18 protein-coding genes, 1 other RNA gene and 2 pseudogenes are annotated in these 20772 nt (G+C 58.3%); 7 read left to right on the top strand and 14 right to left on the bottom strand.

All coding sequences use genetic code 11. The features are described 5' to 3' along the window. Window positions 1-16: 16 nt before the first annotated feature. A complete protein-coding gene (locus DW56_RS15675; protein ID WP_024551968.1) occupies window positions 17-1384 on the bottom strand; it encodes a PTS transporter subunit EIIC in 1368 nt (455 codons plus the stop codon). Window positions 1385-1676: 292 nt separating this feature from the next. On the opposite strand from DW56_RS15675, the gene DW56_RS15670 reads away from it, so the two are divergent. After that, window positions 1677-2876 carry an enolase C-terminal domain-like protein gene (locus DW56_RS15670; protein ID WP_024551969.1) on the top strand — a complete coding sequence of 400 codons (1200 nt, stop codon included), beginning with the start codon at window positions 1677-1679 and terminating at the stop codon, window positions 2874-2876. Window positions 2877-2878: 2 nt separating this feature from the next. On the opposite strand, the gene DW56_RS15665 is transcribed toward DW56_RS15670, so the two are convergent. Next, window positions 2879-3595 carry a GntR family transcriptional regulator gene (locus DW56_RS15665; protein ID WP_029697291.1) on the bottom strand — a complete coding sequence of 239 codons (717 nt, stop codon included), beginning with the start codon at window positions 3593-3595 and terminating at the stop codon, window positions 2879-2881. 118 nt (window positions 3596-3713) lie between these two features. Between DW56_RS15665 and DW56_RS15660 the strand changes: the two genes are divergently transcribed. Together DW56_RS15660 and DW56_RS15655 are read left to right on the top strand one after the other, a co-directional pair. After that, on the top strand, window positions 3714-5279 hold the full coding sequence (locus tag DW56_RS15660; RefSeq protein ID WP_024551970.1) for an EAL domain-containing protein: 1566 nt from the start codon (window positions 3714-3716) through the stop codon (window positions 5277-5279). Between the two features lie 55 nt (window positions 5280-5334). Further along, window positions 5335-5883, top strand: a pseudogene (locus DW56_RS15655) (flavin reductase family protein). A 1-nt stretch (window position 5884) separates the two neighbouring features. On the opposite strand, the gene DW56_RS15650 reads toward DW56_RS15655, so the two are convergent. The 4 genes from DW56_RS15650 to yczE all read right to left on the bottom strand — a co-directional run bounded on the left by DW56_RS15650 (window position 5885) and on the right by yczE (window position 11273). Beyond that, window positions 5885-6238 carry a DUF1428 domain-containing protein gene (locus tag DW56_RS15650; protein ID WP_024551971.1) on the bottom strand — a complete coding sequence of 118 codons (354 nt, stop codon included), beginning with the start codon at window positions 6236-6238 and terminating at the stop codon, window positions 5885-5887. An 81-nt stretch (window positions 6239-6319) separates the two neighbouring features. Further along, on the bottom strand, window positions 6320-9406 hold the full coding sequence (locus DW56_RS15645; RefSeq protein ID WP_029697290.1) for a beta-galactosidase: 3087 nt from the start codon (window positions 9404-9406) through the stop codon (window positions 6320-6322). A 110-nt stretch (window positions 9407-9516) separates the two neighbouring features. Next, window positions 9517-10620, bottom strand: coding sequence for a LacI family DNA-binding transcriptional regulator (locus DW56_RS15640; RefSeq protein ID WP_024551973.1), 1104 nt, complete (start codon window positions 10618-10620; stop codon window positions 9517-9519). Window positions 10621-10667: 47 nt separating this feature from the next. Further along, the gene (gene yczE, locus DW56_RS15635) at window positions 10668-11273 is read right to left on the bottom strand and encodes a membrane protein YczE (protein WP_024551974.1); all 606 of its coding nucleotides are present in this window, start codon (window positions 11271-11273) and stop codon (window positions 10668-10670) included. Window positions 11274-11359: 86 nt separating this feature from the next. Here yczE and yczR point away from each other — a divergent pair, with 86 nt between their 5' ends. Beyond that, window positions 11360-12784: a MocR-like transcription factor YczR gene (yczR, locus tag DW56_RS15630; RefSeq protein ID WP_024551975.1), complete on the top strand. Its 1425-nt coding sequence runs from the start codon at window positions 11360-11362 to the stop codon at window positions 12782-12784. Window positions 12785-12798: 14 nt separating this feature from the next. Here the strand turns inward: yczR and DW56_RS23005 are convergent, their stop codons facing one another. From DW56_RS23005 to DW56_RS15615, 4 genes are all read right to left on the bottom strand, one after another. Beyond that, on the bottom strand, window positions 12799-12930 hold the full coding sequence (locus DW56_RS23005) for a hypothetical protein (RefSeq protein ID WP_267879861.1): 132 nt from the start codon (window positions 12928-12930) through the stop codon (window positions 12799-12801). Window positions 12931-13190: 260 nt separating this feature from the next. Further along, window positions 13191-13412 (bottom strand): hypothetical protein, encoded by a 222-nt coding sequence (locus DW56_RS15625; RefSeq protein ID WP_024551976.1) that lies wholly within the window; start codon window positions 13410-13412, stop codon window positions 13191-13193. Continuing rightward, the gene (locus tag DW56_RS15620; RefSeq protein WP_024551977.1) at window positions 13409-13663 is read right to left on the bottom strand and encodes a hypothetical protein; all 255 of its coding nucleotides are present in this window, start codon (window positions 13661-13663) and stop codon (window positions 13409-13411) included. Before DW56_RS15620 ends, DW56_RS15625 begins: the two co-directional genes overlap by 4 nt. 233 nt (window positions 13664-13896) lie before the next feature. Continuing rightward, window positions 13897-14970, bottom strand: coding sequence for an SDR family oxidoreductase (locus tag DW56_RS15615; protein WP_024551978.1), 1074 nt, complete (start codon window positions 14968-14970; stop codon window positions 13897-13899). A gap of 94 nt (window positions 14971-15064) precedes the next feature. On the opposite strand from DW56_RS15615, the gene DW56_RS15610 reads away from it, so the two are divergent. Further along, window positions 15065-15973, top strand: coding sequence for a LysR family transcriptional regulator (locus DW56_RS15610; protein ID WP_024551979.1), 909 nt, complete (start codon window positions 15065-15067; stop codon window positions 15971-15973). 18 nt (window positions 15974-15991) lie between these two features. Here DW56_RS15610 and ffs read toward each other — a convergent pair. Together ffs and DW56_RS15605 are read right to left on the bottom strand one after the other, a co-directional pair. Beyond that, an RNA gene (gene ffs, locus DW56_RS21810) (signal recognition particle sRNA small type) lies at window positions 15992-16088 on the bottom strand. 413 nt (window positions 16089-16501) lie between these two features. Further along, window positions 16502-17107, bottom strand: a pseudogene (locus DW56_RS15605) (CRISPR-associated endonuclease Cas3''); the annotation flags it as partial. Between the two features lie 225 nt (window positions 17108-17332). On the opposite strand from DW56_RS15605, the gene DW56_RS15600 reads away from it, so the two are divergent. Next, window positions 17333-17644, top strand: coding sequence for an MGMT family protein (locus DW56_RS15600; RefSeq protein ID WP_024551981.1), 312 nt, complete (start codon window positions 17333-17335; stop codon window positions 17642-17644). A 32-nt stretch (window positions 17645-17676) separates the two neighbouring features. Here the strand turns inward: DW56_RS15600 and DW56_RS15595 are convergent, their stop codons facing one another. Beyond that, window positions 17677-18249 carry a YbaY family lipoprotein gene (locus DW56_RS15595; RefSeq protein ID WP_024551982.1) on the bottom strand — a complete coding sequence of 191 codons (573 nt, stop codon included), beginning with the start codon at window positions 18247-18249 and terminating at the stop codon, window positions 17677-17679. Window positions 18250-18472: 223 nt separating this feature from the next. On the opposite strand from DW56_RS15595, the gene tesB reads away from it, so the two are divergent. Then, window positions 18473-19333 (top strand): acyl-CoA thioesterase II, encoded by an 861-nt coding sequence (tesB, locus tag DW56_RS15590; protein WP_024551983.1) that lies wholly within the window; start codon window positions 18473-18475, stop codon window positions 19331-19333. Between the two features lie 138 nt (window positions 19334-19471). On the opposite strand, the gene amtB is transcribed toward tesB, so the two are convergent. Then, window positions 19472-20758: an ammonium transporter AmtB gene (gene amtB / locus DW56_RS15585; RefSeq protein WP_024551984.1), complete on the bottom strand. Its 1287-nt coding sequence runs from the start codon at window positions 20756-20758 to the stop codon at window positions 19472-19474. Between the last annotated feature and the right edge of the window lie 14 nt (window positions 20759-20772).

The raw sequence follows: 20772 nt of genomic DNA, 5'->3' as shown, positions 1-20772 counted from the left end.
GGCTGGCCGGGGGCGCTTATACCTCGTCACGCTTGAGCAGCAGCGTAGTCAGCACAAAAGAGATGACCAGCGCCAGCGCGACGCCCAGCAGGGCGAAGATAAAGTACGGGCCGATATAGGCAGGCAGGCTGAAAATGCTCGACAGAATATAGCCGTAAAGCCGAACGCCGAAAAAGGCGATAAAGGCTGAAGCGAGCGAGCTGGCAAGCGTCGCGGCGATAAACGCCTTTTTATAGCGCGTCAGCACGCCGAACAGCGCCGGTTCCGTAATGCCAAGCAGCGCCGAAACCGCGGCGGAAAACGCCACGCTTTTGTCGTTGCGCGCCCGGCTTAAGCGCCAGATGGCGAAGGTTGAACCGGCAATCGCCATATTGGCCATAAACATCATCGGCATCAGCATGTCATAGCCGCGATCGCTGAAGTTTTGCAGCGCGATGGGCGTCATGGCGTGGTGCATGCCGGTAAGAATAGCCACCGGGCGGATCGCGCCGACAATCAGCCCGGCAAAGCTCGCCGAAACGCCGAACAGCCCCTCAATAAACCATGCCAGCGCCTTGCCAAGCCAGATGCCAAGCGGGCCTATCACCACCAGCGCCACCAGCGCCGCCAGAAACAGCGTCAGGGTGGGAGTAAACACAGTTTTCAGCGCGTCCGGCATAAAGCTGTCCACCCAGCGGTGGATATAGCTAAGCGCCAGCACCGAGAAAATCACCGGAATAACGCTCGCCGAATAGTTAAATACCGAAACCGGGATAGCGTTCAGGAACCAGAAAGCGTTGACTGCGTCCGGGGCGTGGCTGGCGAGCGCTTTCGCCGCTTCAATAAGCGAAGGGTACATCAGGCAGGCCGCCACCGCCGCCGCCAGGTATTCGTTAGTTTTGAAGATTTTCGCCGCTGAGACGGCGAGAAAAAACGGCAGAAAATAGAACACGCCGCTCGCGATAAGATCGATAACAATGACCGTGTCGCTTTTTGCCGGCACTGCGCCCAGCGCTATCAGCCCGGCAAGCAACCCTTTTATCATTCCCGCCCCGGCAATGGCGGGCACAATCGGGCCAAAAACGCCGGAAACCGTGTCCATAAACAGCGAAACCAGGCTCTTGCGCCCTTTTTCGCTTGTTGCCGGGGACGTCGTTTCGCCGCCAAGCGCCGCCAGCATTTGCTCATACCAGCTGTTCACTTTCGGGCCGATAATTACCTGGAACTGGTCGCTTTGCAGTTGCGCCCCCAGCACGCCCGGCACTTTTTTAATTTCCGCCTGCTCCACTTTATTATCGTCGATTAAGTCAAACCTTAAGCGCGTCATGCAGTGCCAGACTTTATTAATATTTTCCGCCCCGCCTACGAGACGAATAATATTATTTACGGCCTCATGCGTCCCCATAACCTCTCCCGCTATCACATTATTATTTTTGGCATTATTCAGCCTCAAGAGTAGAGAAAGGCACACGACAAAACAAACCAATAAAACTGGATTTCCGTCACACTTTAAGCTGTGAGAGGGAACAAAAAGCAGCCCCCATAGCAATTGGTACGGTATTTACAGAAAAAAAGACGGCAATAACAAACCAATAAAATTTTCCCGAAAAAAGCGGTTTACGCGCCCTTTAATTTGCGGCAATAGTAAATAAAAGCCTTTTAAAATTTATTCTGACCAGCCGCAGGGAGTATTTACGGTGTCGCCAACGCTTATTGAAAATGTCGAATGTTTTATTACTCGTCCCGATCGTCATAACCTGGTGGTGGTGCGGGTGCGCACAAACAAAGGCGTGACCGGCCACGGCTGTGCCACTTTCCAGCAGCGTCCGCTGGCGGTTAAAACCCTGGTCGATGACTACCTCAGGCCGCTGCTGGTGGGGCGAGACGCCAACGACATCGAAGACCTGTGGCAAATGATGATGGTCAACGCTTACTGGCGCAACGGCCCGATTATGAACAACGCCATCGCCGGAGTGGATATGGCGCTGTGGGATATCAAAGCGCAGCTGGCGGGCATGCCGCTTTATCAACTCTTCGGCGGAAAATCGAAAGACGCTATCGCGGCCTATACGCATGCCAGCGGCGAGACGCCGCAAGCCCTTTGCGAGGAAATCGACGCGCTGCTGGCTCAGGGCTACCGCCATATTCGCTGCCAGACCGGCTTTTACGGCGGCGTGGCGCAGGCGATGCACGCCACTCGCGCCCCCTCCCCCGGCGCCTATTACGATCAGGATGAATACCTCGCCAGCACGGTAGAGATGTTCAAAATGCTGCGCGAGAAATATGGCCAGCGCTTTCACATTCTGCATGACGTACATGAACGGCTTTTCCCGCAGCAGGCGGTGCAGCTCGCCAAAGCGCTGGAGCCTTACCAGCCCTGGTTTATCGAAGATATCCTGCCGCCTTCGCAAAGCGCCTGGCTTGAACAGGTGCGCCAGCACAGCAGCGTACCGCTGGCGATGGGCGAGCTATTTAATAACCCGGCGGAGTGGCATGACCTGATAGTGAACCGGCGCATCGACTTTATCCGCTGCCACGTTTCGCAGATCGGCGGCATTACGCCTGCCCTGAAGCTCGCCATATTTTGCCAGGCCTTCGGCGTACGCGTAGCCTGGCATGGTCCTGGCGATATGACGCCCATCGGCGTGGCGGTGAACACGCACCTGAATATTTATCTGCACAACGCCGCTATCCAGGAGTACATCCCGCATAATGCGCAAACCGGCTCTATCTTTGCGGGCGCCATCGCGCCGGAAAACGGTTATCTGTATGCCCCGCAGCAGCCCGGTATCGGCGTCGGGTTTGATGAAGAGGAGGCAAGCCGCTGGCCGGTGGTGTACCGGGCGCATGAGTGGACGCAAAGCCGCCTGCCCAACGGCGCTATTCACACGCCCTGATATCAGGATTCGCCCTGGCGAAAGGCGAGATTGTCGCGATTAAAAGGAATGACGTAAGTACAGCTGTAGTTGATATCGACAATCTCGCTTATTTCATAAATCCGGCCCCCTTCCAGAATGCCGCGATTGCTGATGCGCATGGCCGGCATGTTTTTTTTGCAGCCTAATAAGGCCGCCTGTTCGCGGCTCACGCTCACCGCCTGGTAAGTGGTAAGCAGATGCGAAATGCGGTAACCCTTAGCCAGCACATACTGCTGGATCGAGCGCTCAATCACCTGCTGCGTGAGATCGGGAAAGGCGCTGACCGGCATGCGAGAGATCTCAATCTGCACCGCCTCGCCGTCCACAAACCGCAGGCGGCAGAACTGCCAGATATATTCCCCTTCGGCCAGCCCAAACGCCTGCCGCGCCTCGCTGTCGGGCAGTTTTTTATGCAGGCTTACCATTCGATAACGGATCTGGTCGAAGCGTTTTTCAGTGATGGAGTTATACACCAGAGGGTTGGCTCGCGCCTGTTCGTTAATCCAGATGCCCGACCCTTGCACTACCCGCACCACGCCGATGCTTGCCAGCTTCTCCAGCGCCTGACGAATGGTAAAGCGCGAAACGCCATAATCGGCGGCAAGCTGGCGCTCCGGCGGCAGCTTGCGCGGGCCGTTTTCATCCCGCTGATAAATTTTGCTGAGCAGGTCCTGCGTCACGAACTCTTTTTTCTTCACTTAACCGCTCTCCCGTTGCGAAATCATGCTTCGTCGCTGTGCAAAAGTGACCCCGGATCGCTATGCTAACGTGAGCCGGATGTTTTGTATAAACATCAACAGGAAAGCCGGGGATGACGTGAAGACCAGACATCGAGTACGCCTGATAACCGGGATGTTAACACTGGCCGTACTGCTGCCGGTGCTGTTTAGCATCTGGCTTGCCCATCACCAGGCGGAAAAACGCTTCCTTAACGAACTGAACAGCTACACCGATCGTACTCTGCGCCGTACCATCCAGGTGGAAGAGCAGGCAAAAATCGCCCTCTGGGAGATTAACCGCTTTCGCGGCGAAGCCTGTGGTCCCGAACACCTGAAGACGATGCGCCGCCTTACCTTCAGCTTTCGTCATGTACAGGAAGTGATGTTTATTCGTAACCGCACGCTGCTTTGCTCATCGCTTGAAAACCGGGAGGAAGATCGGCTCTGGCCGCGCCCCGATCGTATTAACGCCGAAGGTTACGCCGTCTGGTTTACCGAAAACAACGATCTCAACTTTTATCACTATATGGTGGCGCTCGGCATTGGATCGCATGTGGTGGTGATGGATCCGATGTCATTTATCGATGTCATCCCCTTCGGCAGCTGGCCTATCGACGTGGCATTAATCGGCCTTAATCAGAACCGGGTTATCGCAAGCAGCGCGCGCTTTGACGAGCGCGTCTGGCAGCGCGCCCGGCAGAGCAATTTAAGTACCTTCGAGCACCAGGGCAACGTTTATCTTATCCGCCGCCAGCCAGACTCCGGCTTCGCGCTGGTGGTCTGGGCTTCGCGCCTGCCGCTGGAAAAAGCGAGCCGCGACCAGCTGCTGCTCTGGCTGCCGCTCGGCGTGGTGATAAGCGCCCTGGCGGTGGTGCTGACGCTGCGCCTGCTGCGCCGTATTCAGTCGCCTCGCTACCGGCTGCTGGATGCGATCAACGCGTCGGAGTTGCGGGTTTTCTATCAACCCATCGTTAACCTGTCGAATGGCCGGGTTGTGGGCGCCGAAGCGCTGGTGCGCTGGCCGCAGCCGGACGGTTCAATGTTAACGCCCGATATCTTTATACCGCTTGCCGAACAAACCGGGCTTATCACCCGCATTACGCGCCAGGTGGTGGAAAGCGTGTTTCGCGATCTGGGGGATTACCTGCATGTGCATCCCGACATGCATATTTCCATTAATCTCGCGCCGGAAGATTTAGCCTCTGACCATCTGCTCGACATGCTGACCCCGCTGCTGGCGCGCTGGGAGGTGGAGCCGCACCAGATAGCGTTAGAAATTACCGAACGCAGCTTCGCCGACCCCAAAGTCACTTCGCCGGTTATCGAGCGGCTGCGTGCAGCGGGGCATGCGGTTTATATCGACGATTTCGGCACCGGCTACTCCAGCCTCAGCTACCTTCAGGATCTGCCCATCGATATCCTGAAAATCGACAAATCCTTCGTCGACGCGCTGGAATATAAACAGGTCACGCCGCACATCATCGAAATGGCGAAAAGCCTGAAGCTCAAAATGGTGGCGGAAGGCGTTGAGACCGAAAGCCAGGCGGACTGGTTGCGCCAGCACGGCGTGCAGTTCGGGCAGGGCTGGCTTTACAGCAAAGCCTTACCGGCCGGCGAATACATCGCCTGGTTTACCCAGCAGAACACCACGCTGCTGACATAATATCGGCCTGCGGCAGCGCCTTTGTGTGTTCAAAACAGACAGTGAGAACAAGGCGATGACAAAGAAAGCGGATTATCCAACAGAACACATACGGCACTGGCTGGAGCCAGGCCCGGTGGTGCTGATTAGCTCGCAGCGGGCAGCGGAGCGCAACATTATGACTCTGGGCTGACATACCATTCTGGAATTTTCTCCGTCGCTGGTGGGCTGCATGATCGCCTCCGGCAATCACAGTTACGACATCATCCGGGAAAGCGGCGAGTGCGTGATAAACCTGCCGACCGAAGAGATGGCGCAAACGGTGGCGCGCATTGGTAATTGCAGCGGCGCGGATGAAGATAAATTTCAGCGTTTCGGCCTGACGGAAGAACAGAGCCAGGTGGTGCGGGCGCCGGGCATCGCCGAGTGCCACGCCTGCTTTGAATGCCGTCTGTATGACGACGCTATGGTGGAAAAGTACAACTTTTTTATCTTCGAGGTGGTGAAAGCGCGGGTGCGGCCGCAACCAAAGTGGCCCCGCACGCTGCACTACGCCGGGGCCGGACAGTTTCGCACCGACGGCGAGGTGCTGGACTGCAAAAAATGGTTTACCAAAGTCTCGTAAATCATTTATCCAGAATGGGCATGAAACCGCCGTAAATCATCCGCTTGCCGTCAAAAGGCATTTCATCGCCAAGCGCCTTCATGCGCGGGTCCGCCATCATTTTTTCATTGGCGGCGTCGCGCGCCTCTTTAGAAGGGTATTCAATCCAGCTAAACACCACCTCCTCGTTTTCCTGGGCCTGCACGGCGCGGCGAAAATCGGTGAGCCTGCCGTCCGGCACATCCTCCGCCCAGCATTCCACCACGCGCAGCGCGCCAAACTCCTTAAACAGCGGCGCGGCTTTTTCCGCCAGCGCCTGGTAGGCCGCTTTATTTTCCGCAGGCACCGCCACGACAAAACCATCGACATAGTTCATTTCATACCTCCGCAACGAAGGAGCGGGCGGCGAACCGCCCGCAGTGAGAGTGCGAGGATAAGTGTAGTGGCGCGCCTGTCATCACGCCTGTCGCCAGCTAAAGCCGTAGCGCAACCGTTCTTTATCGAAAATAAACGCCGGCGCGACGCTTGGGCTCCAGGAGTCGTCGCCGCCCACGCCCATATGGAATGCATCCAGGTTAAGCCAGACGCCCGCCTCCTCGCGCAACAGATGGCGATGGCTGGTCTCTTTAAGCTGCCGCGCGCTGTAACGGCTTAAGCCAAAGTGAAAAAGCCCTTCCAGCTGGTGCGAACCGTAGCGCAGCTCGCGCGTTTCGCAGCGCAGCCCGTTCTCGCTCGGGAAGATATAAGGCGTATGCAGCGCCGCAAGCGGCAGCGTCCAGCGCCCCTGTTGCGCCGCGAGGCGTCGGTCAGGGTAGTTCTCATGCGGCCCAAGCCCCAGCCACTGCGCCTCTGGCGCCACTTCCGCCAGCTGGCAGCAAAGCCCGATGCGGGCTGGCGGCGGAATGTCCGTCGCAACCTGAACATCAATGCTGGCGTGCAACGTCCCGCTGGCGTCGATGCGCCAGTTTTTCTCGCTGATAAACAGCGTCCGGCCCGCGTGCTGCCAAGCATGAAGGCTGTGGATCAGCACCTCGCGCCCGGTGCTTACCGCCTCGCAGCGCAAACATTGCGGCGTCATCTCATACATGCCCGCCGCTTTCCAGCGTTCGACCCAGGCGTTCGGGTCGATGCGCGTCGCCTCGCTCACGCCGATGTCGTTATCCAGCGGCGCGCGGGTAAAGTTATCCATTAGCGGCGAAAGCAGCGTCGGCAGGCCGTCGCGCCACCACTGCTCCAGAAAACCGGTGGTACGGCTGAAACACCATTCGTTATCGCCCTGCTGTACGCGAAGCGCGGTTTCGGTAATTTTTAACTGCGGCGTTTCGCCCGCCGCCGCCTGTTGCGGCAACGCCAGCGAGCCCGGCAGGCGCCACTGATCCCACGCGCAGCGATGCTCCGCTTGCGACCAGGCGGTGGCCTGCGGCTGCACGACATCCACATTCAGCCAGCACTGGCCGGGCGGCAGCGTATCCGGCAGGGCCAGCGTAAACTGCTGTTTCCCCTGCGGGGCCAGCTCAAGCGGAAATTCCCCCTGCCCTGCCGTTTCGCCTTCCACCTCAAGCCGCCAGCGCAGCGTTTCGTTATCGGTACGGCGGAAAAGGTACTCGCTGGTCACCTCGACCACCAGCGGCGCGTGAGAAACCAGCCGGAACTGAAAGAACTGCTGCGCACGCTGCGCTTCATAGAGCGCCGGGTGCGGGGTGCGGTCGGGAAAGACCAGACCGTTCATGCAGAACTGGCGATCGTTCGGCGTATCGCCGAAATCGCCGCCGTAGGCCCAGAAAGCGTTGCCTTCGGCATCGGTTTTCGTCAGCGCCTGATCGACCCAGTCCCAGACAAAACCGCCTTGCAGGCGCGGAAATTCGCGAAACGCCTGCCAGTAGCGGGCGAAGCCGCCGAAGCTGTTGCCCATCGCGTGCGCGTATTCGCACAGGATCAGCGGGCGGCTTTCGCCAGGCAGGCCAATCCACTTTTTCAGCGACCACTTCGGCACCGCCGGGAAGGGCTGGTCCTGATCCACACGGGCATACATGGGGCAGATAATATCGGTGGCCGCCGTGTTCGCCCCGCCGCCCTCATACTGCACCGGGCGTGTGGGATCGTTGGTTTTTATCCAGCGGTAGAGCGCATCGTGATTCGCGCCGTGCCCCGATTCATTGCCCAGCGACCAGATGATAATCGAAGGATGGTTGCGGTCGCGCTGCACCATGCGCGTGACGCGCTCGCTCATGGCGGGCAGCCAGCGCGGATCGTCAGAAAGGCGGCTCATCGGCTCCATGCCGTGGGTTTCAATGTTGGCCTCATCCACCACATACAAGCCGTACTGGTCGCATAACCGGTACCAGAGCGGATGATTAGGATAATGCGAGCAGCGCACAGCATTGAAGTTGTGCTGCTTCATCAGTTCGATATCGCGGCGCATGGTCTCTTCATCCACCGCCTGCCCGCGCTCGGGATGGTGCTCGTGGCGGTTGACGCCGCGAATAAGCAGCGGCTTGCCGTTGAGCTTCAGCAAGCCGTCGCTGATTTCCACCTGACGAAAGCCGATGTCGCACGCTTCGGCTTCCAGCAGCGCGTTATGCTCGTCATAAAGCGCTACGACCAGGCGGTAAAGGTGCGGGGTTTCGGCGCTCCAGAGCAGCGGGTTTTCTACTGGCAGACGCAGCGTAACGCGGTCGTTATACGCCCCGCGCTCGTCGATAACGTCGCTGCCGAAGGCGCTGTCGCCCTGCGCAATGCGTTCCCCGTTCTGCCAGAGCGAAAGCGCCACGCGGCAGGCGCCAACGCCCGCGCCTTCCGCCCGCGCCAGCACCTCAAGCGTCGCGCGGCTGAAATCTTCGTTCAGGTGGGTGAGCGCCTGGTAATCCGCAAGGCGGGTCGCGGGCTTGTGTAAAAGCGTGACGTCGCGAAAAATTCCGCTCATGCGCCACATATCCTGATCTTCCAGATAGGTTCCGTCGCTCCAGCGCAGCACCAGCACCGCGAGGCGGTTTTCTCCGGCCCGCAATACGCCGCTCAGGTCAAATTCCGCAGGCAAGCGGCTGTCCTGGGAATATCCCACCCACAGTCCGTTACAGAAAAGGTAAAAAGCGGAGTTTACGCCGTCGAAGACAACCCGCGTTTGCCCCTGCGCCAGCCACGCTTCAGAAACATCAAATGTGAGCGAGTAACAACCGGTGGGATTTTCTTTCGGCACGCAGGGCGGCGTGACCGGTATGGGATAGGTTACGTTGGTATAAATGGGCGTATCGAACCCCTGCATCTGCCAGTTCGACGGCACCGGCATCGCCGTCGCTTCGGGGAGATCGGTTAACAGCCAACTTTCAGGCACCTGTTCCGGCGCGCTGAAAAAAGAGAAACGCCAGTCGCCGTTCAGGCTTTGCGCCTGCGATGAAGCCTGCGCTTCACGCGCCTCTTCAACGGTGCGCCAGCTGTAAAACGGCGGATGGGCGTCCAGCCGGTTCAGGCTGGTCACCAGCGGGTTTTCCCAGTCGCGGCGGGAGAGCAGGGTTTGTAAAGCAATCGTCTGAGCAGGGGCGGTCATCGTTACCTCATCCTTATTTTGCGAAGCGCTCACAATGAAGTAACGATGCATCAGGAAAGTGCTCAGGTAAAGCGGGAGATCCTTATCCGTCGAGGAGGATCACAGAAGCATTAAGGATTTTTAAGACGCGCAACGTCCTGCGCCAGCTGGCGAAGCGCTTGCGCAAGACGCTGCGCATCCGGCGCCTGCTGGCGCGGCGCGGTGGTGCGGCGCTCCACCAGCGAAACCGGCAGCATCTGCTGCTCGTCGGCCAGCGGCTGGGTAAGGCCCGCCACCAGCCTGTCTACCGCCTGCTCGCCCAGTTCGCGGAAGTCCTGGCGAATGGTGGTGAGCGGCGGTGAATACCAGGCGCTGTCGGCGGTATCGTCATAACCCATAATGGAGAGCGCTTCCGGCACGTTAATGCCGCGCTCGGCGCAGGCGCGCAGTGCCCCCAGCGCCATCTGGTCGTTAGCGACAATAATGGCCTCGGGCTGCGCGGCAAGCAAAACGTGGCACTGCTGATAACCGCAGGCGGCGCTCCAGTCGCCGTGCGCCACCGCGCATGGTTCCAGCGCCGCCCGTGAGAGCGCTTCCCGCCAGCCTTCGTAACGCAGACGCGCCGAAACCGCGTTTTGCGGCCCTGCCAGTAATGCGATGCGCCGGTGTCCAAGCGACAGCATATGTTCCACCGCAAGCCGCGCCCCTTGCGCGGCATCAAAAACCAGCCCGCTGACCGGCGCCTGCGGGCCTACATCAAGAAACAGCACCGGCAGCGGATGGCAGCGCTGCGCCAGTTGCCGCGCGTCTTCATCTTCAAGCGGCACATTGACCAGCACGCCGTCTACCCGTTGCGCCAGCAGGCTCTCTACCGCAGCGTGGCAGGCTTCAGGAAGGTTTTCATCAAGCATTGAGATAACCACGCTGAAGCCGCGCTCGCTGGCGCGTATTTTCATGGCGGCGGCGATTTGCGAAGGGGCATGCAGCGCAAGCGTGGCGGTGACAAGCCCGAGCGTCATGGTTGGCTTGCCGGCAAGCTGCTGCGCCACACGGTTGGGCACGTAATGCAGCTGCGCCATCGCCTGTTCCACTCTCTCGCGGGTGCGCTGTGAAACGTGCTCCGCCTGGTTGATCACCCGGGAAACGGTCTGGTAGGAGACACCCGCATGGCGGGCTACATCATAGAGCGTAATCGCTTTTGGCTTCATGGCGGCTGGTCTGGCTAAAAAGGCCATTCTACACCAGCCGCCGCCCTTATGTTGCGATGCGCTTCGCAGCCTGCTCAGACCGGCTGGCGAGCCGCTGGTGGCGATGAAGGCGCCACACGAAACCAGGGCAAACAAAGCTGAATAAGCGGCCCGATAGTGAGCGCATACAATACCGTGCCGACGCCGAACGTGCCGCCCATCGCCCAGCCCGCCAGCAGCACCGTCACTTCAATTGCGGTGCGGATGCCGCGCACTGACCAGCCGGTGCGGGCATGCAGCCCGGTCATTAAACCGTCGCGCGGACCGGCGCCAAACCCTGCGCCAATATACATCCCCGTTGCCAGCGCATTCACGATGACGGCGCAGGCCAGTAAAACGCTACGCGCCGCGAGCGATTCCAGCGGCGGCATAACCGCCAGCGCCGCGTCTGCCGCCAGCCCCAGCACCACGACGTTGCTGACTGTGCCAAGCCCCGGACGCTGGCGCAGGGGGATCCACAACAGCAGCACCAGCGCGCCCACCAGGATCATCACCATGCCGATATTCAGCGAGAAAATTCGCGCCACGCCAAGGTGGAACACGTTCCACGGGTCAGCGCCCAGGTCAGCGCGTACAAACATTGCCGTGGAAACGCCATAAAGCACCAGACCGGTATAAAGCTGAATCAACCGACGCACCATTTTTTTATCCTCTTTGGGTGAATGGCTATCACTCTACGCTTTGCGGCCCTATTATTAAGGTCCAGTTTTTATAAAGTGGACTGCTTATGAGCCTTCGTCGTACCGCCACCGCCTCTTTGCTGCGCCAGCTTGGCCGCTGGCAGCAGGAGAACAGCCGCGCCCCGGTGTATCGCCAGCTGGCGGATGCGCTGCGTTTGCTTATTCTCGACGGCCGCCTGCCGCTGGACAGCCGCCTGCCAGGCGAGCGGGAATTCGCCGCCGCGCTCGCCGTTAGCCGCACCACCGTCGCCAGCGCGCTGGGCATATTGCGCGATGAAGGCTACCTGGCAAGCCGCCATGGTTCTGGTTCCGTCACGCAGCTGCCTGCCAGCCGGGAGAGCATCCCGACGCGTACCGGCGCAACGCCGCTGCTTGATCTTTCCACCGCCGCCCTCAGCGCCGGGCCGGAGATTCATCATGCCTACCAGCAGGCGCTGACGGCGCTGCCGCCGCACCTTGCCAGCACAGGGTATGATCAACAGGGTATTGCGCCGCTGCGCGCGGCTATCGCGCAGCGCTACCAGGCGCGGGGCTTGCCTACCACGCCCGAGCAAATCATGGTGGTGAACGGCGCCGTAAGCGGCTTCGCGCTGGTATTAAGGCTTTTCACAGGGCCGGGCGACAGGGTGGTGGTCGACCACCCTACCTACCCGCTCGCCATTGCCGCGATTCAGGGCGCCTCGTGCCGCCCGGTGCCCGTCGCGCTGCCGCAAACGGGCTGGGACACCGACGGTCTGGCGGCGACTATCGCCCAGACCTCGCCGCGTCTGGCCTACCTGTTACCCGATTTTCATAACCCGACCGGGCAATGCATGAATGCGGCGACGCGTCTTGAAGTAGCGCAGATCGCTGCCCGCACCCGCACCACGCTTGTGGCAGACGAGACCATGGTTGATCTCTGGTATGACGCGCCGCCCCCGCCTCCGCTGGCGGCTTTTGATGAAGATGAGCGGGTGATTACGCTTGGCTCCGCCGGCAAAAGTTTCTGGGGCGGTTTGCGGCTTGGCTGGATCCGGGCCAGCGCAAAAACTATCGCCTCATTAATTCAGATACGCGACACGCTGGACTTAGGCTCCCCTGTGCTTGAGCAGCTTGCCGTCGCCTCTCTTCTGACTCACAGCGAAGATTTTCTCCCTGCCCGGCGCGCATGGCTGCGAAAACAGCGGGACGATTGCGCGGCGCTGCTGGCGCAGCTTTATCCCGGCTGGCGCACCGTTACGCCGCCGGGCGGCCTTTCTTTCTGGGTCGAGTTACCCGGCGAGCTGGCGACGCGCTTCGCCGCCAGCGCGGAAAACGCCGGCGTTCATCTTGGCGCAGGCACGCGCTTTGGCGTGCAGGGGGCGTTCGAGCGTTATTTGCGGCTGCCTTTTACTCATGAGACCGCCCTTTTACGTCAGGCGCTGGAAAGCGTGCAGCCGCTCTGGTTGCAGCTGGAACAAAACGGCAACAATGGGATGCGCCGCGTAGTATGAATGCGGCGTCGCCTTCAGGCGCTGAGGATAGGTATTGTCAGGCGCCACAAAAATACCGCCAGAATGCCCAGCAGCCAGGCGCACCAGCCCGTTACGACAACGGTAAGTGCTATCTCAACCACACAGAATAAACGCCGCATCGTCATACGCTACCCCCGCCATAGCCAGACTATAGAGCGCCAGGATAGAACGGAAATATTGCAGGAAAGCGATCGTCGGGAAAAAGTTTAAGACGGGAAAAAAATAGATGACGAGCCGGAAAGCTCGTCACAAACAGCATCATCCTTAATGGCACATTGCGAGATGGTGAGGCATGTTTTTATATTATGGATGCATTCTTGCATTCCATAATGTCCCCTTTATGACGCTTTTATGAAGAAAAAATGTCATTTTAGTTTCACTTTTATTACGCCTGGCGGGGAACAGGAAATCCTTTAACGGAAATAACAAAAACCCCTTCTTCGCGTTTAATTTTGGCGCCTGCGTCACACCAGTCGGAGGCGATGCGAAAAAACTCGTCGCTGCCGATATCCCAGCCCAGACGCACCTTTTTTACATAGCCTGAACGGAGAAGTTCACACGCTTCGCGATAGGTCGAAGCAGTAGGGAGTGAGGTTTGGGTTTTCATTTTTTCTTCTTCAGCAGTTTTCTTAATGCTTTGATTTCTTTTTGGTTAAGAGGAGAAATATCCTCTTCTTCAGTGTGCTGGCTGTCGACATCTTCATGGCCTGGCTCGTAAGACTCATTGGCAGCAAGCAGCGCCCGGGAGAGCAGTTTTTCAGTGATAGCGCTGAGGGTTTCATTGTTTTGCTCAGCGTGAAGGCGGATCTGGTCTTTTAATTCTGCGCTAATTTTAACGTTAAGCACCGCTGTACTCATAAGAAAATCCTTTGAGAAGAAAAGCAGGGGGTTATTTAATACCGTAAATCACTTTTAATATCCAGCACTAAGACTTACCTGATTCGATTAAGCGTGCATAACAAAAGAAAACAATATTTATATGACAGTAATATGACAGTTAAATGAAAATAATAAGACAACAGAAAAAACAGGGGAATAAATAAGGAGGGATAATACCGCCCTGCTGTTTAAGCCAGAGCGGTATTGAAATGCTACGCGGGGATAAGCTTATCGTGCTTAAGCTTTTCAAAAAGCGCGAACAGATCGTCACGGGTTGAATGGTAATTCAGAAAGCCCGCTTTGCGGCTTTTGCTCATATCCGTGAAAACTTCCATCGGACGACCGAGATCGGCATCCGTATGCCACCAGGAGGCAAGCCGGTTAACATCCGGCTCGCTCAGCTGATGCGCCTCAGCCACGGCTTTCCAGAGCGCCGGGGCGTTGTGGCGCGCCATGCTCTCTTCAAGCGGCTGTTCAGTTTGCGGGAAAGGCGCGGCTTCAATGCCAAAGTAAGCCGCAATTTCCCCCCACATCCATTTCCAGCGGAACACATCGCCGTTAACGGTGTTGAAATCTTCATTTTTAGCCGCAGGCGACGTTGCCGCCCATTCCAGCTGCTCGGCCACCAGGCTCGCGCTGCTCATGTCGGTAACGCCATTCCACTGCGCGGCGGAGCCAGGGAAAACAAAGGGCAAACCGTGGTATTTACACAGCGAAGCGTATACCGCCAGGGTTTGCCCCATATTCATGGCGTTGCCGATAGCGTAACCGATGATGGTATGCGGGCGATGCACGCTCCAGCTGTAGCCATACTTTTCCGCCCCGGCGAACATTTCATCTTCCTGGGCATAATAGAAGTTATCGACCGGCTGGCGGCCCTGCTCTTCGCGAAACGGCGTCAGCGGCACTTCGCCTTTACCGTAAGCATCAAACGGCCCGAGGTAATGCTTCAGGCCGGTAACCAGCGCAACGTGGCTGCCGTTGAGGTTTTCACCCAGCGCCTCGATAACGTTACGCACCATGCCGCCATTGACGCGAATGTTCTCTTTTTCATTCGCCTGGCGCGCCCAGACGCTAAAAAAGAGCGCGTCTGGCTTAAGATCTTTCACCGCTTCTTTTACGGATGCTTCAGAAGTGAGATCCGCCGTAAGAGAGTGACAGCCTTCCGGCACAGGCGTACGCCCGCGCGACAGACCATACACTTCCCAGCCTTGTTCAAGTAACCGTTTCGCCGTAGCGGAACCCACCACGCCGCTGATCCCGGCGATAAGCGCTTTTTTCTGCATTGAAACCTCCTTCAGGTAGTGAGATAAAGCTTAATCGGGAATACGATTCTTATCCTGGGTATAAAATCACGACATACAGGAATTTAATTCATCAATCATGATTACCGATGAAAGCCTCAAGGGCATCAGCTGTTTTGTTGCCGCCGTCGAATGCGGCAGCTTCAGCGCCGCCGCCGAGCGGCTGCATCTTACGGGGTCTGCCGTAAGCAAAAGCGTGGCGCGACTTGAAAGCCGCCTTGGTTCGCGGTTGCTTGATCGCACCACCCGCAGCATGACGTTAACGGATGCAGGCCAGGCCTATTACGATGCGTGCCAGCGCATCCTGAGCGACCTTAGCGAAACCGAAGCCATGCTGGCGGCGCAGCGGCGCATTCCCGCAGGCAGGCTCCATATCGCACTGCCGCAGACGTTCGGCCGCAAAGTGGCGATGCCGCTGCTTAATCGCTTCGCCAGCGCTAACCCGGAGCTGAGCTTTACCCTCGCTTTCTCTGACCGCTTTCTCGATCTGTTTGATGAAGGAATAGATCTTGCCGTACGCATCGGCGGCCCGCTGGACTACCCGCAGATGCTCGCGTCACTGCAACTGGGCGCAGAGCAACGCGCTTTTTTCGCCTCGCCCGGTTATCTCGAACAGCACCCGCCAGTAAACCACGTAAAAGACTTAGAGCATCTCCGGGCGATTGTTTATCAGCTGGCCGACGGCAGCCATAAAGCCTGGCGCATAATGCAGGATAACGGCCAGGCGGTGGACCGCCCGACGCCGTGGCGCATGGCAGTAGGCGATGGCGAAGCGCAGCTTTCGGCGGTAAAGGCGGGGCTTGGCGTTGGGCAGATGGCGACATGGCTTACGCGCGAAGCGGAAGCCGCAGGCGAGCTGGTGCGGCTGTTGCCTGAGCAGCTTGTGGAAGGCCTGCCGCTGATGCTGGTCTGGCCGCGTAAAAAATCATTAACGCCGAAAATGGAAGCGCTGCTGGAGGCGATGCGGGAGCTAAAAATCAGGTGAGGCACAAATGGGTGGGGGCCCTGCCAGCTACATCCCGGCACACACGTCCTTTGCTTTGGCTGCTTCCTTCCGGACCTGACCAGGTAAACAAAGTAGCGTTGCGGGAGAACCAACAGGGCCCCCATTGAGGGCGTCGTTAAACGCGCAGGCGGCATTATGTCGCCTGCCCCTGCCAATTGCAAGCAAGCCCGCGCCAGATGCCGGTTTATTGCGCAATCGCGCCGCCTCGGTTTTCCCCGCGCCGGTAACATCTTCAAGAATGACCAGATGAGGGCCAGGTTCGCTGATATTGAGCTCCAGCGCTTTCTGCTGAAGCGGCGTTGGGCAGGTGATGAAGGGAAAAAGCGTGTCGATACCTTCAAACGGCGCGACATCGCTTGCCGCCGGCAGCAGTCGCAGCGCGTTTTTCGCCTGCGCGACAGAACGCGGCCAGTACTCTGCTGACGGCATATTCTTCGCAACCCACGGGAAAAAGTGGTTGCCTGAGCCAATCCAGTCCGCCAGCACCACCAGGGCTGAAATCAGCCAGCTCTGCGATAAGAACTGCTCTCGCCAGCTTTCTTCGCTCCACGCCTGCGGCAAGGCGACAGAGGGAAACAGCGCATGCGCTTCCCTGGCGAAGCGCTGCGCGGCTTCGATATCTTTCGGTAAAAAATCGTTATGGCAGTTCTCGCAGGATACCGGCTGACCGTGGTGACCAATCACCACAGGCAGCCAGCGATCCAGCACGCGTTTACGCAGGCGCACTGAAAGCGGGCTGGCGATGCTTTCTGCAACAGCATCGCTGAGATGGTGTTGCCACAGCCACATGCCTGTTAAGGTGTGGTGGTGGCGACTGTTGCTGACGCTGCGCTGGCCGCTATCCAGCGCCTCATGGGTATACTTTTGCTGGAACAGGCGCGCAAATTTGCCAATATCGTGCCAGCAGAGCAGCCAGGCGAAAAATTCTGCCGCCTTCTGGCGGTCTTCCAGCCCCAGCCCGGCGAAGATCGCCGCGGCGTTAAATCGGTTTTCCATTACCAACATGTAGCCGCAGGCCGCAACATCCAGAGAGTGCCACTGCAATAAATGAAATTCATCACCCTGATGATTTTCACTCTGACGTGCTTTGCCCCAGTATAAAAAATGGCTCATAAATCAGTCCATTGAAGTAAGTTTCACCTATTTTGCGGCGGCTTCACTCCTCGTACTGTGAACGCAAACGTATTTTTCCTGTGCATAAAAACTATTTAATTACAAATGGTTAACTGATTTTCATTCAGCAGAATTAATAAGGAGCTTACTGGCGCATACGCCGCAGTTCTCTTTTGGCTTACCCTTTTTTATGCTTATAGCCCTGTTATTAAAAGGAGGCGCCCCATGGACAACCCAGACAGTTTCCCGATGCGCGTTTATCAGATTGTCGCCGCCATCCCTGAGGGCTGCGTGACGACGTATGGCGAAGTGGCGAGGCTTGCGGGTTCGCCGCGGGCGGCGCGGCAGGTGGGCGGCGTATTAAAGCGCTTGCCGCAAGGGAGCCAGTTGCCCTGGCATCGGGTCGTGAACCGGCACGGCGCGATTTCACTTACCGGGCCAGATTTACAAAGACAGCGGCAGGCGTTGCTTTCTGAGGGCATACAGGTGTCGGGCAGCGGGCAGATTGACCTGGCGCGCTACCGCTGGCGCTATTAAAAAACGCCTCCGGAGAGGCGTTTTTTGTGGGCTTAGAACTGCGTTGGCGCTGGAACCGCTGACGACGGGTTAACCTGCGTCGGCGAGGTTGTCGGCACGGTAGTCGCCGCGCCGCCGCCTTCCTGCAACGGAATGGCTGTCTGCTGCACCGGAACCAGGTTCAGGTCAATTTTGGTGCCGCCCTGGTTCACCGCCGGTTTCACCTGATCGGTCACGAAGACCACTTTATTATCGATAGAGATAGCGCCACTCAGCAGAATGCGGGCATTCGGCTGAATGTCGGCCGGGTTGAACGGCAGCACAAAGCTAAACGGCGCCTGCTTACCTTCAGTGCGTACCGCTTTCTGGGCGATGACGCGGGAAGGCGCGTTAGACTGCGAAGCGTCGGCCAGCGTCACGGTCAGTACCGCATCCGGCGGCAAAGCCACTTTCTGGCGGATCCAGACTGTACCTGAAACGTTAGGCTGTTTGATTACCGGCTGCGTCGCCACGCCAGCTGTGTTCGGATTCGGCGCCGGGACCGCTATGTCCGCGCTTTTATCCTGTGCGCAACCCGCCAGAGCAACCGCAACCGCTAAACCACTTAACATGTGCACGAGTTTCATTGCGTTCTCCTTATTTTCAATGCACCAGTGAGCGCGATAACTCACCAGAAGTGAGTGGTCAGAACTTGCTTGTCGTGCTAAGTGTGGCACAGGTCACTGATTTTCGCCTGGTATTGGCCCGCCATTAAGACAATTCCACCCCTCTGACCAGTTACCGTTCTGCGTTATACTCACCTTACTTTCCCGGCACCGCTGTGCTTTTTTTTGTTGTTGAGGACCCGTTATGAGTCAGGCGCTGAGCAACCTGCTGTCACTGTTAAATCTGGAAAAAATTGAAGAAGGGCTGTTTCGCGGCCAGAGCGAAGATTTAGGCCTGCGCCAGGTGTTTGGCGGCCAGGTCGTCGGGCAGGCGCTTTATGCAGCGAAAGAAACCGTACCGGCAGAGCGCCTGGTGCACTCTTTCCACAGCTATTTTCTGCGCCCGGGCGACAGCCAGAAGCCGATTGTCTATGACGTCGAAGTGCTGCGCGACGGCAACAGCTTCAGCGCCCGTCGCGTGGCGGCCATTCAGAACGGCAAGCCTATTTTTTATATGACCGCCTCGTTCCAGGCGCCGGAAGAAGGGTTTGAGCACCAGAAAACCATGCCCTCAGCGCCTTCACCGGAAGGGTTGAAATCAGAAACCGACATCGCCCGCGCGCTGGAAAAATTTCTGCCGCCGCAGGTAAAAGAGAAGTTCATGTGCGATAAGCCGCTGGAGATCCGCCCGGTAGAGTTTCATAACCCGCTTAAAGGGCATGTGGCAGAGCCTGCGCGCCAGGTCTGGATCCGCGCCAGCGGCGCCATGCCTGACGATTTCCGCGTTCATCAGTCGCTGCTCGGCTACGCTTCTGATTTCAACTTTCTGGTGGTGGCGCTGCAACCGCACGGCGTGGGTTTCCTGGAGCCTGGCATGCAGGTGGCGACTATCGACCATTCCATGTGGTTCCATCGCCCTTTCAACATGAACGAGTGGCTGCTCTACAGCGTGGAAAGCACCTCCGCTTCCAGCGCGCGCGGTTTTGTGCGCGGCGAGTTCTGGAGTATGGACGGCAAGCTGGTGGCCTCCACCGTGCAGGAAGGGGTAATGAGGAAACGCAGTTAACCTGCGTGACTCTGCGCGACAAAGAAAACGGCGGACCGCGCTTACGCTCATCCGCCCTGCCCGCGCACTCTGCCTCCCCCATAAAAAAACCTCCCGCAAGCGGGAGGTTTTGGGCTAAGGAGATACTCAATACTTAACTTATGCGTTGTAAGCGTTCTCGCCGTGGCTGTTGACGTCCAGACCTTCGCGCTCCTGGTCTTCCGGTACGCGCAGGCCAACCGTCATATCCGCCAGTTTGTAGCCGATGAACGCGACCACGCCGGACCAGACCACGGTAACCGCAATACTTTCAAGCTGCACCAGCACCTGGTGCCCCATGGTCACGCCTTCTGCATAACCCACGCCGCCAAGCGAGCTGGCCGCAAATACGCCGGTCAGGATGCAACCTACGATACCGCACACGCCATGCACGCCGAACACGTCGCACGGGTCATCCACGCGCAGCCAGCGCTTCAGCATGGTGACGCCCCACAGCCCTGCGAGGCCCGCTGCGACGCCCACAATTAATGAGCCGCCGACGCCGATGTAGCCGCAAGCCGGGGTAACGCCTACCAGCCCGGCGATTGCGCCGGAGCAGGCGCCCAGCAGAGAAGGTTTGCCGCGCAGCGCCCATTCGCCGAATACCCAGGCGAGGATTGCCGCAGCGGTCGCCACCACGGTGTTCACGAAAGCAAGACCGGCGATTTCGTTCGCAGCACTTGCAGAGCCGGCGTTGAAGCCAAACCAGCCAAAATAGAGGATCGCGGTGCCGATAAAGACCATCGGCAGGTTATGCGGCTTGAACGCCTCTTTGCCGAACCCTACGCGTTTGCCCACGAGGTAAGCGCCCACCAAGCCCGCTACCGCCGCGTTAATATGCACAACGGTGCCGCCTGCGAAATCCAGCGCGCCGTGAGAGGCCAGCAGGCCGCCGCCCCAGACCATATGCGCGACAGGCACATAAGAAAGCGTCAGCCACACCACCACAAAGATAAGCACGGCGGAGAAACGGATACGTTCCGCCAGCGCGCCGACAATCAGCCCCACGGTGATACAGGCAAACGAGCCCTGGAACGCCACGTGGATGTACTGGTAGAAACTCCCCATCAGATCGGTGATGTTAATGCCTTTCAGCAGGATCCAGTTCAGGTTGCCGAAGAAGCTGCCGCCCGCGCCAAACGCCAGCGAGTATCCGTAAACCACCCAGAGAATGCAGACCAGCGCGAAAGTCACGGAAACCTGCGTCAGCATAGAGAGGACGTTTTTACCGCGCAGCAGGCCGCCGTAAAAGAGCGCGAGGCCAGGCACAGTCATAAAGAGCACCAGCGCGGTGCAGATCATCATAAAAGCGTTGTCCGCTTTGTCTGCCACCGCCGGAGCGGCCATGGCAAGGCCAGGCAGAAGCGCAAGCAGGCCGAGGCCAGATTTCAGTGCTGTGTGTTTCATCTTTTCCATTCCTG

Source organism: Franconibacter helveticus LMG 23732, from assembly GCF_000463115.2.
Classification (GTDB): domain Bacteria; phylum Pseudomonadota; class Gammaproteobacteria; order Enterobacterales; family Enterobacteriaceae; genus Franconibacter; species Franconibacter helveticus.
This window is presented reverse-complemented; position numbering and strand designations above follow the sequence as displayed.

What these genes read in the sequence shown, in the direction of transcription:
- DW56_RS15625 (WP_024551976.1), bottom strand. Translation starts at nt 13,412, where the DNA reads ATGAAAACCCAAACCTCACTCCCTACTGCTTCGACCTATCGCGAAGCG.
- DW56_RS15640 (WP_024551973.1), bottom strand. Translation starts at nt 10,620, where the DNA reads ATGGCCTTTTTAGCCAGACCAGCCGCCATGAAGCCAAAAGCGATTACG.
- amtB (WP_024551984.1), bottom strand. Translation starts at nt 20,758, where the DNA reads ATGAAACACACAGCACTGAAATCTGGCCTCGGCCTGCTTGCGCTTCTG.
- yczR (WP_024551975.1), top strand. Translation starts at nt 11,360, where the DNA reads ATGAGCCTTCGTCGTACCGCCACCGCCTCTTTGCTGCGCCAGCTTGGC.
- DW56_RS15615 (WP_024551978.1), bottom strand. Translation starts at nt 14,970, where the DNA reads ATGCAGAAAAAAGCGCTTATCGCCGGGATCAGCGGCGTGGTGGGTTCC.
- tesB (WP_024551983.1), top strand. Translation starts at nt 18,473, where the DNA reads ATGAGTCAGGCGCTGAGCAACCTGCTGTCACTGTTAAATCTGGAAAAA.
- DW56_RS15620 (WP_024551977.1), bottom strand. Translation starts at nt 13,663, where the DNA reads ATGAGTACAGCGGTGCTTAACGTTAAAATTAGCGCAGAATTAAAAGAC.
- yczE (WP_024551974.1), bottom strand. Translation starts at nt 11,273, where the DNA reads ATGGTGCGTCGGTTGATTCAGCTTTATACCGGTCTGGTGCTTTATGGC.
- DW56_RS15650 (WP_024551971.1), bottom strand. Translation starts at nt 6,238, where the DNA reads ATGAACTATGTCGATGGTTTTGTCGTGGCGGTGCCTGCGGAAAATAAA.
- DW56_RS15595 (WP_024551982.1), bottom strand. Translation starts at nt 18,249, where the DNA reads ATGAAACTCGTGCACATGTTAAGTGGTTTAGCGGTTGCGGTTGCTCTG.
- DW56_RS23005 (WP_267879861.1), bottom strand. Translation starts at nt 12,930, where the DNA reads ATGACGATGCGGCGTTTATTCTGTGTGGTTGAGATAGCACTTACCGTT.
- DW56_RS15645 (WP_029697290.1), bottom strand. Translation starts at nt 9,406, where the DNA reads ATGACCGCCCCTGCTCAGACGATTGCTTTACAAACCCTGCTCTCCCGC.
- DW56_RS15600 (WP_024551981.1), top strand. Translation starts at nt 17,333, where the DNA reads ATGGACAACCCAGACAGTTTCCCGATGCGCGTTTATCAGATTGTCGCC.
- DW56_RS15675 (WP_024551968.1), bottom strand. Translation starts at nt 1,384, where the DNA reads ATGGGGACGCATGAGGCCGTAAATAATATTATTCGTCTCGTAGGCGGG.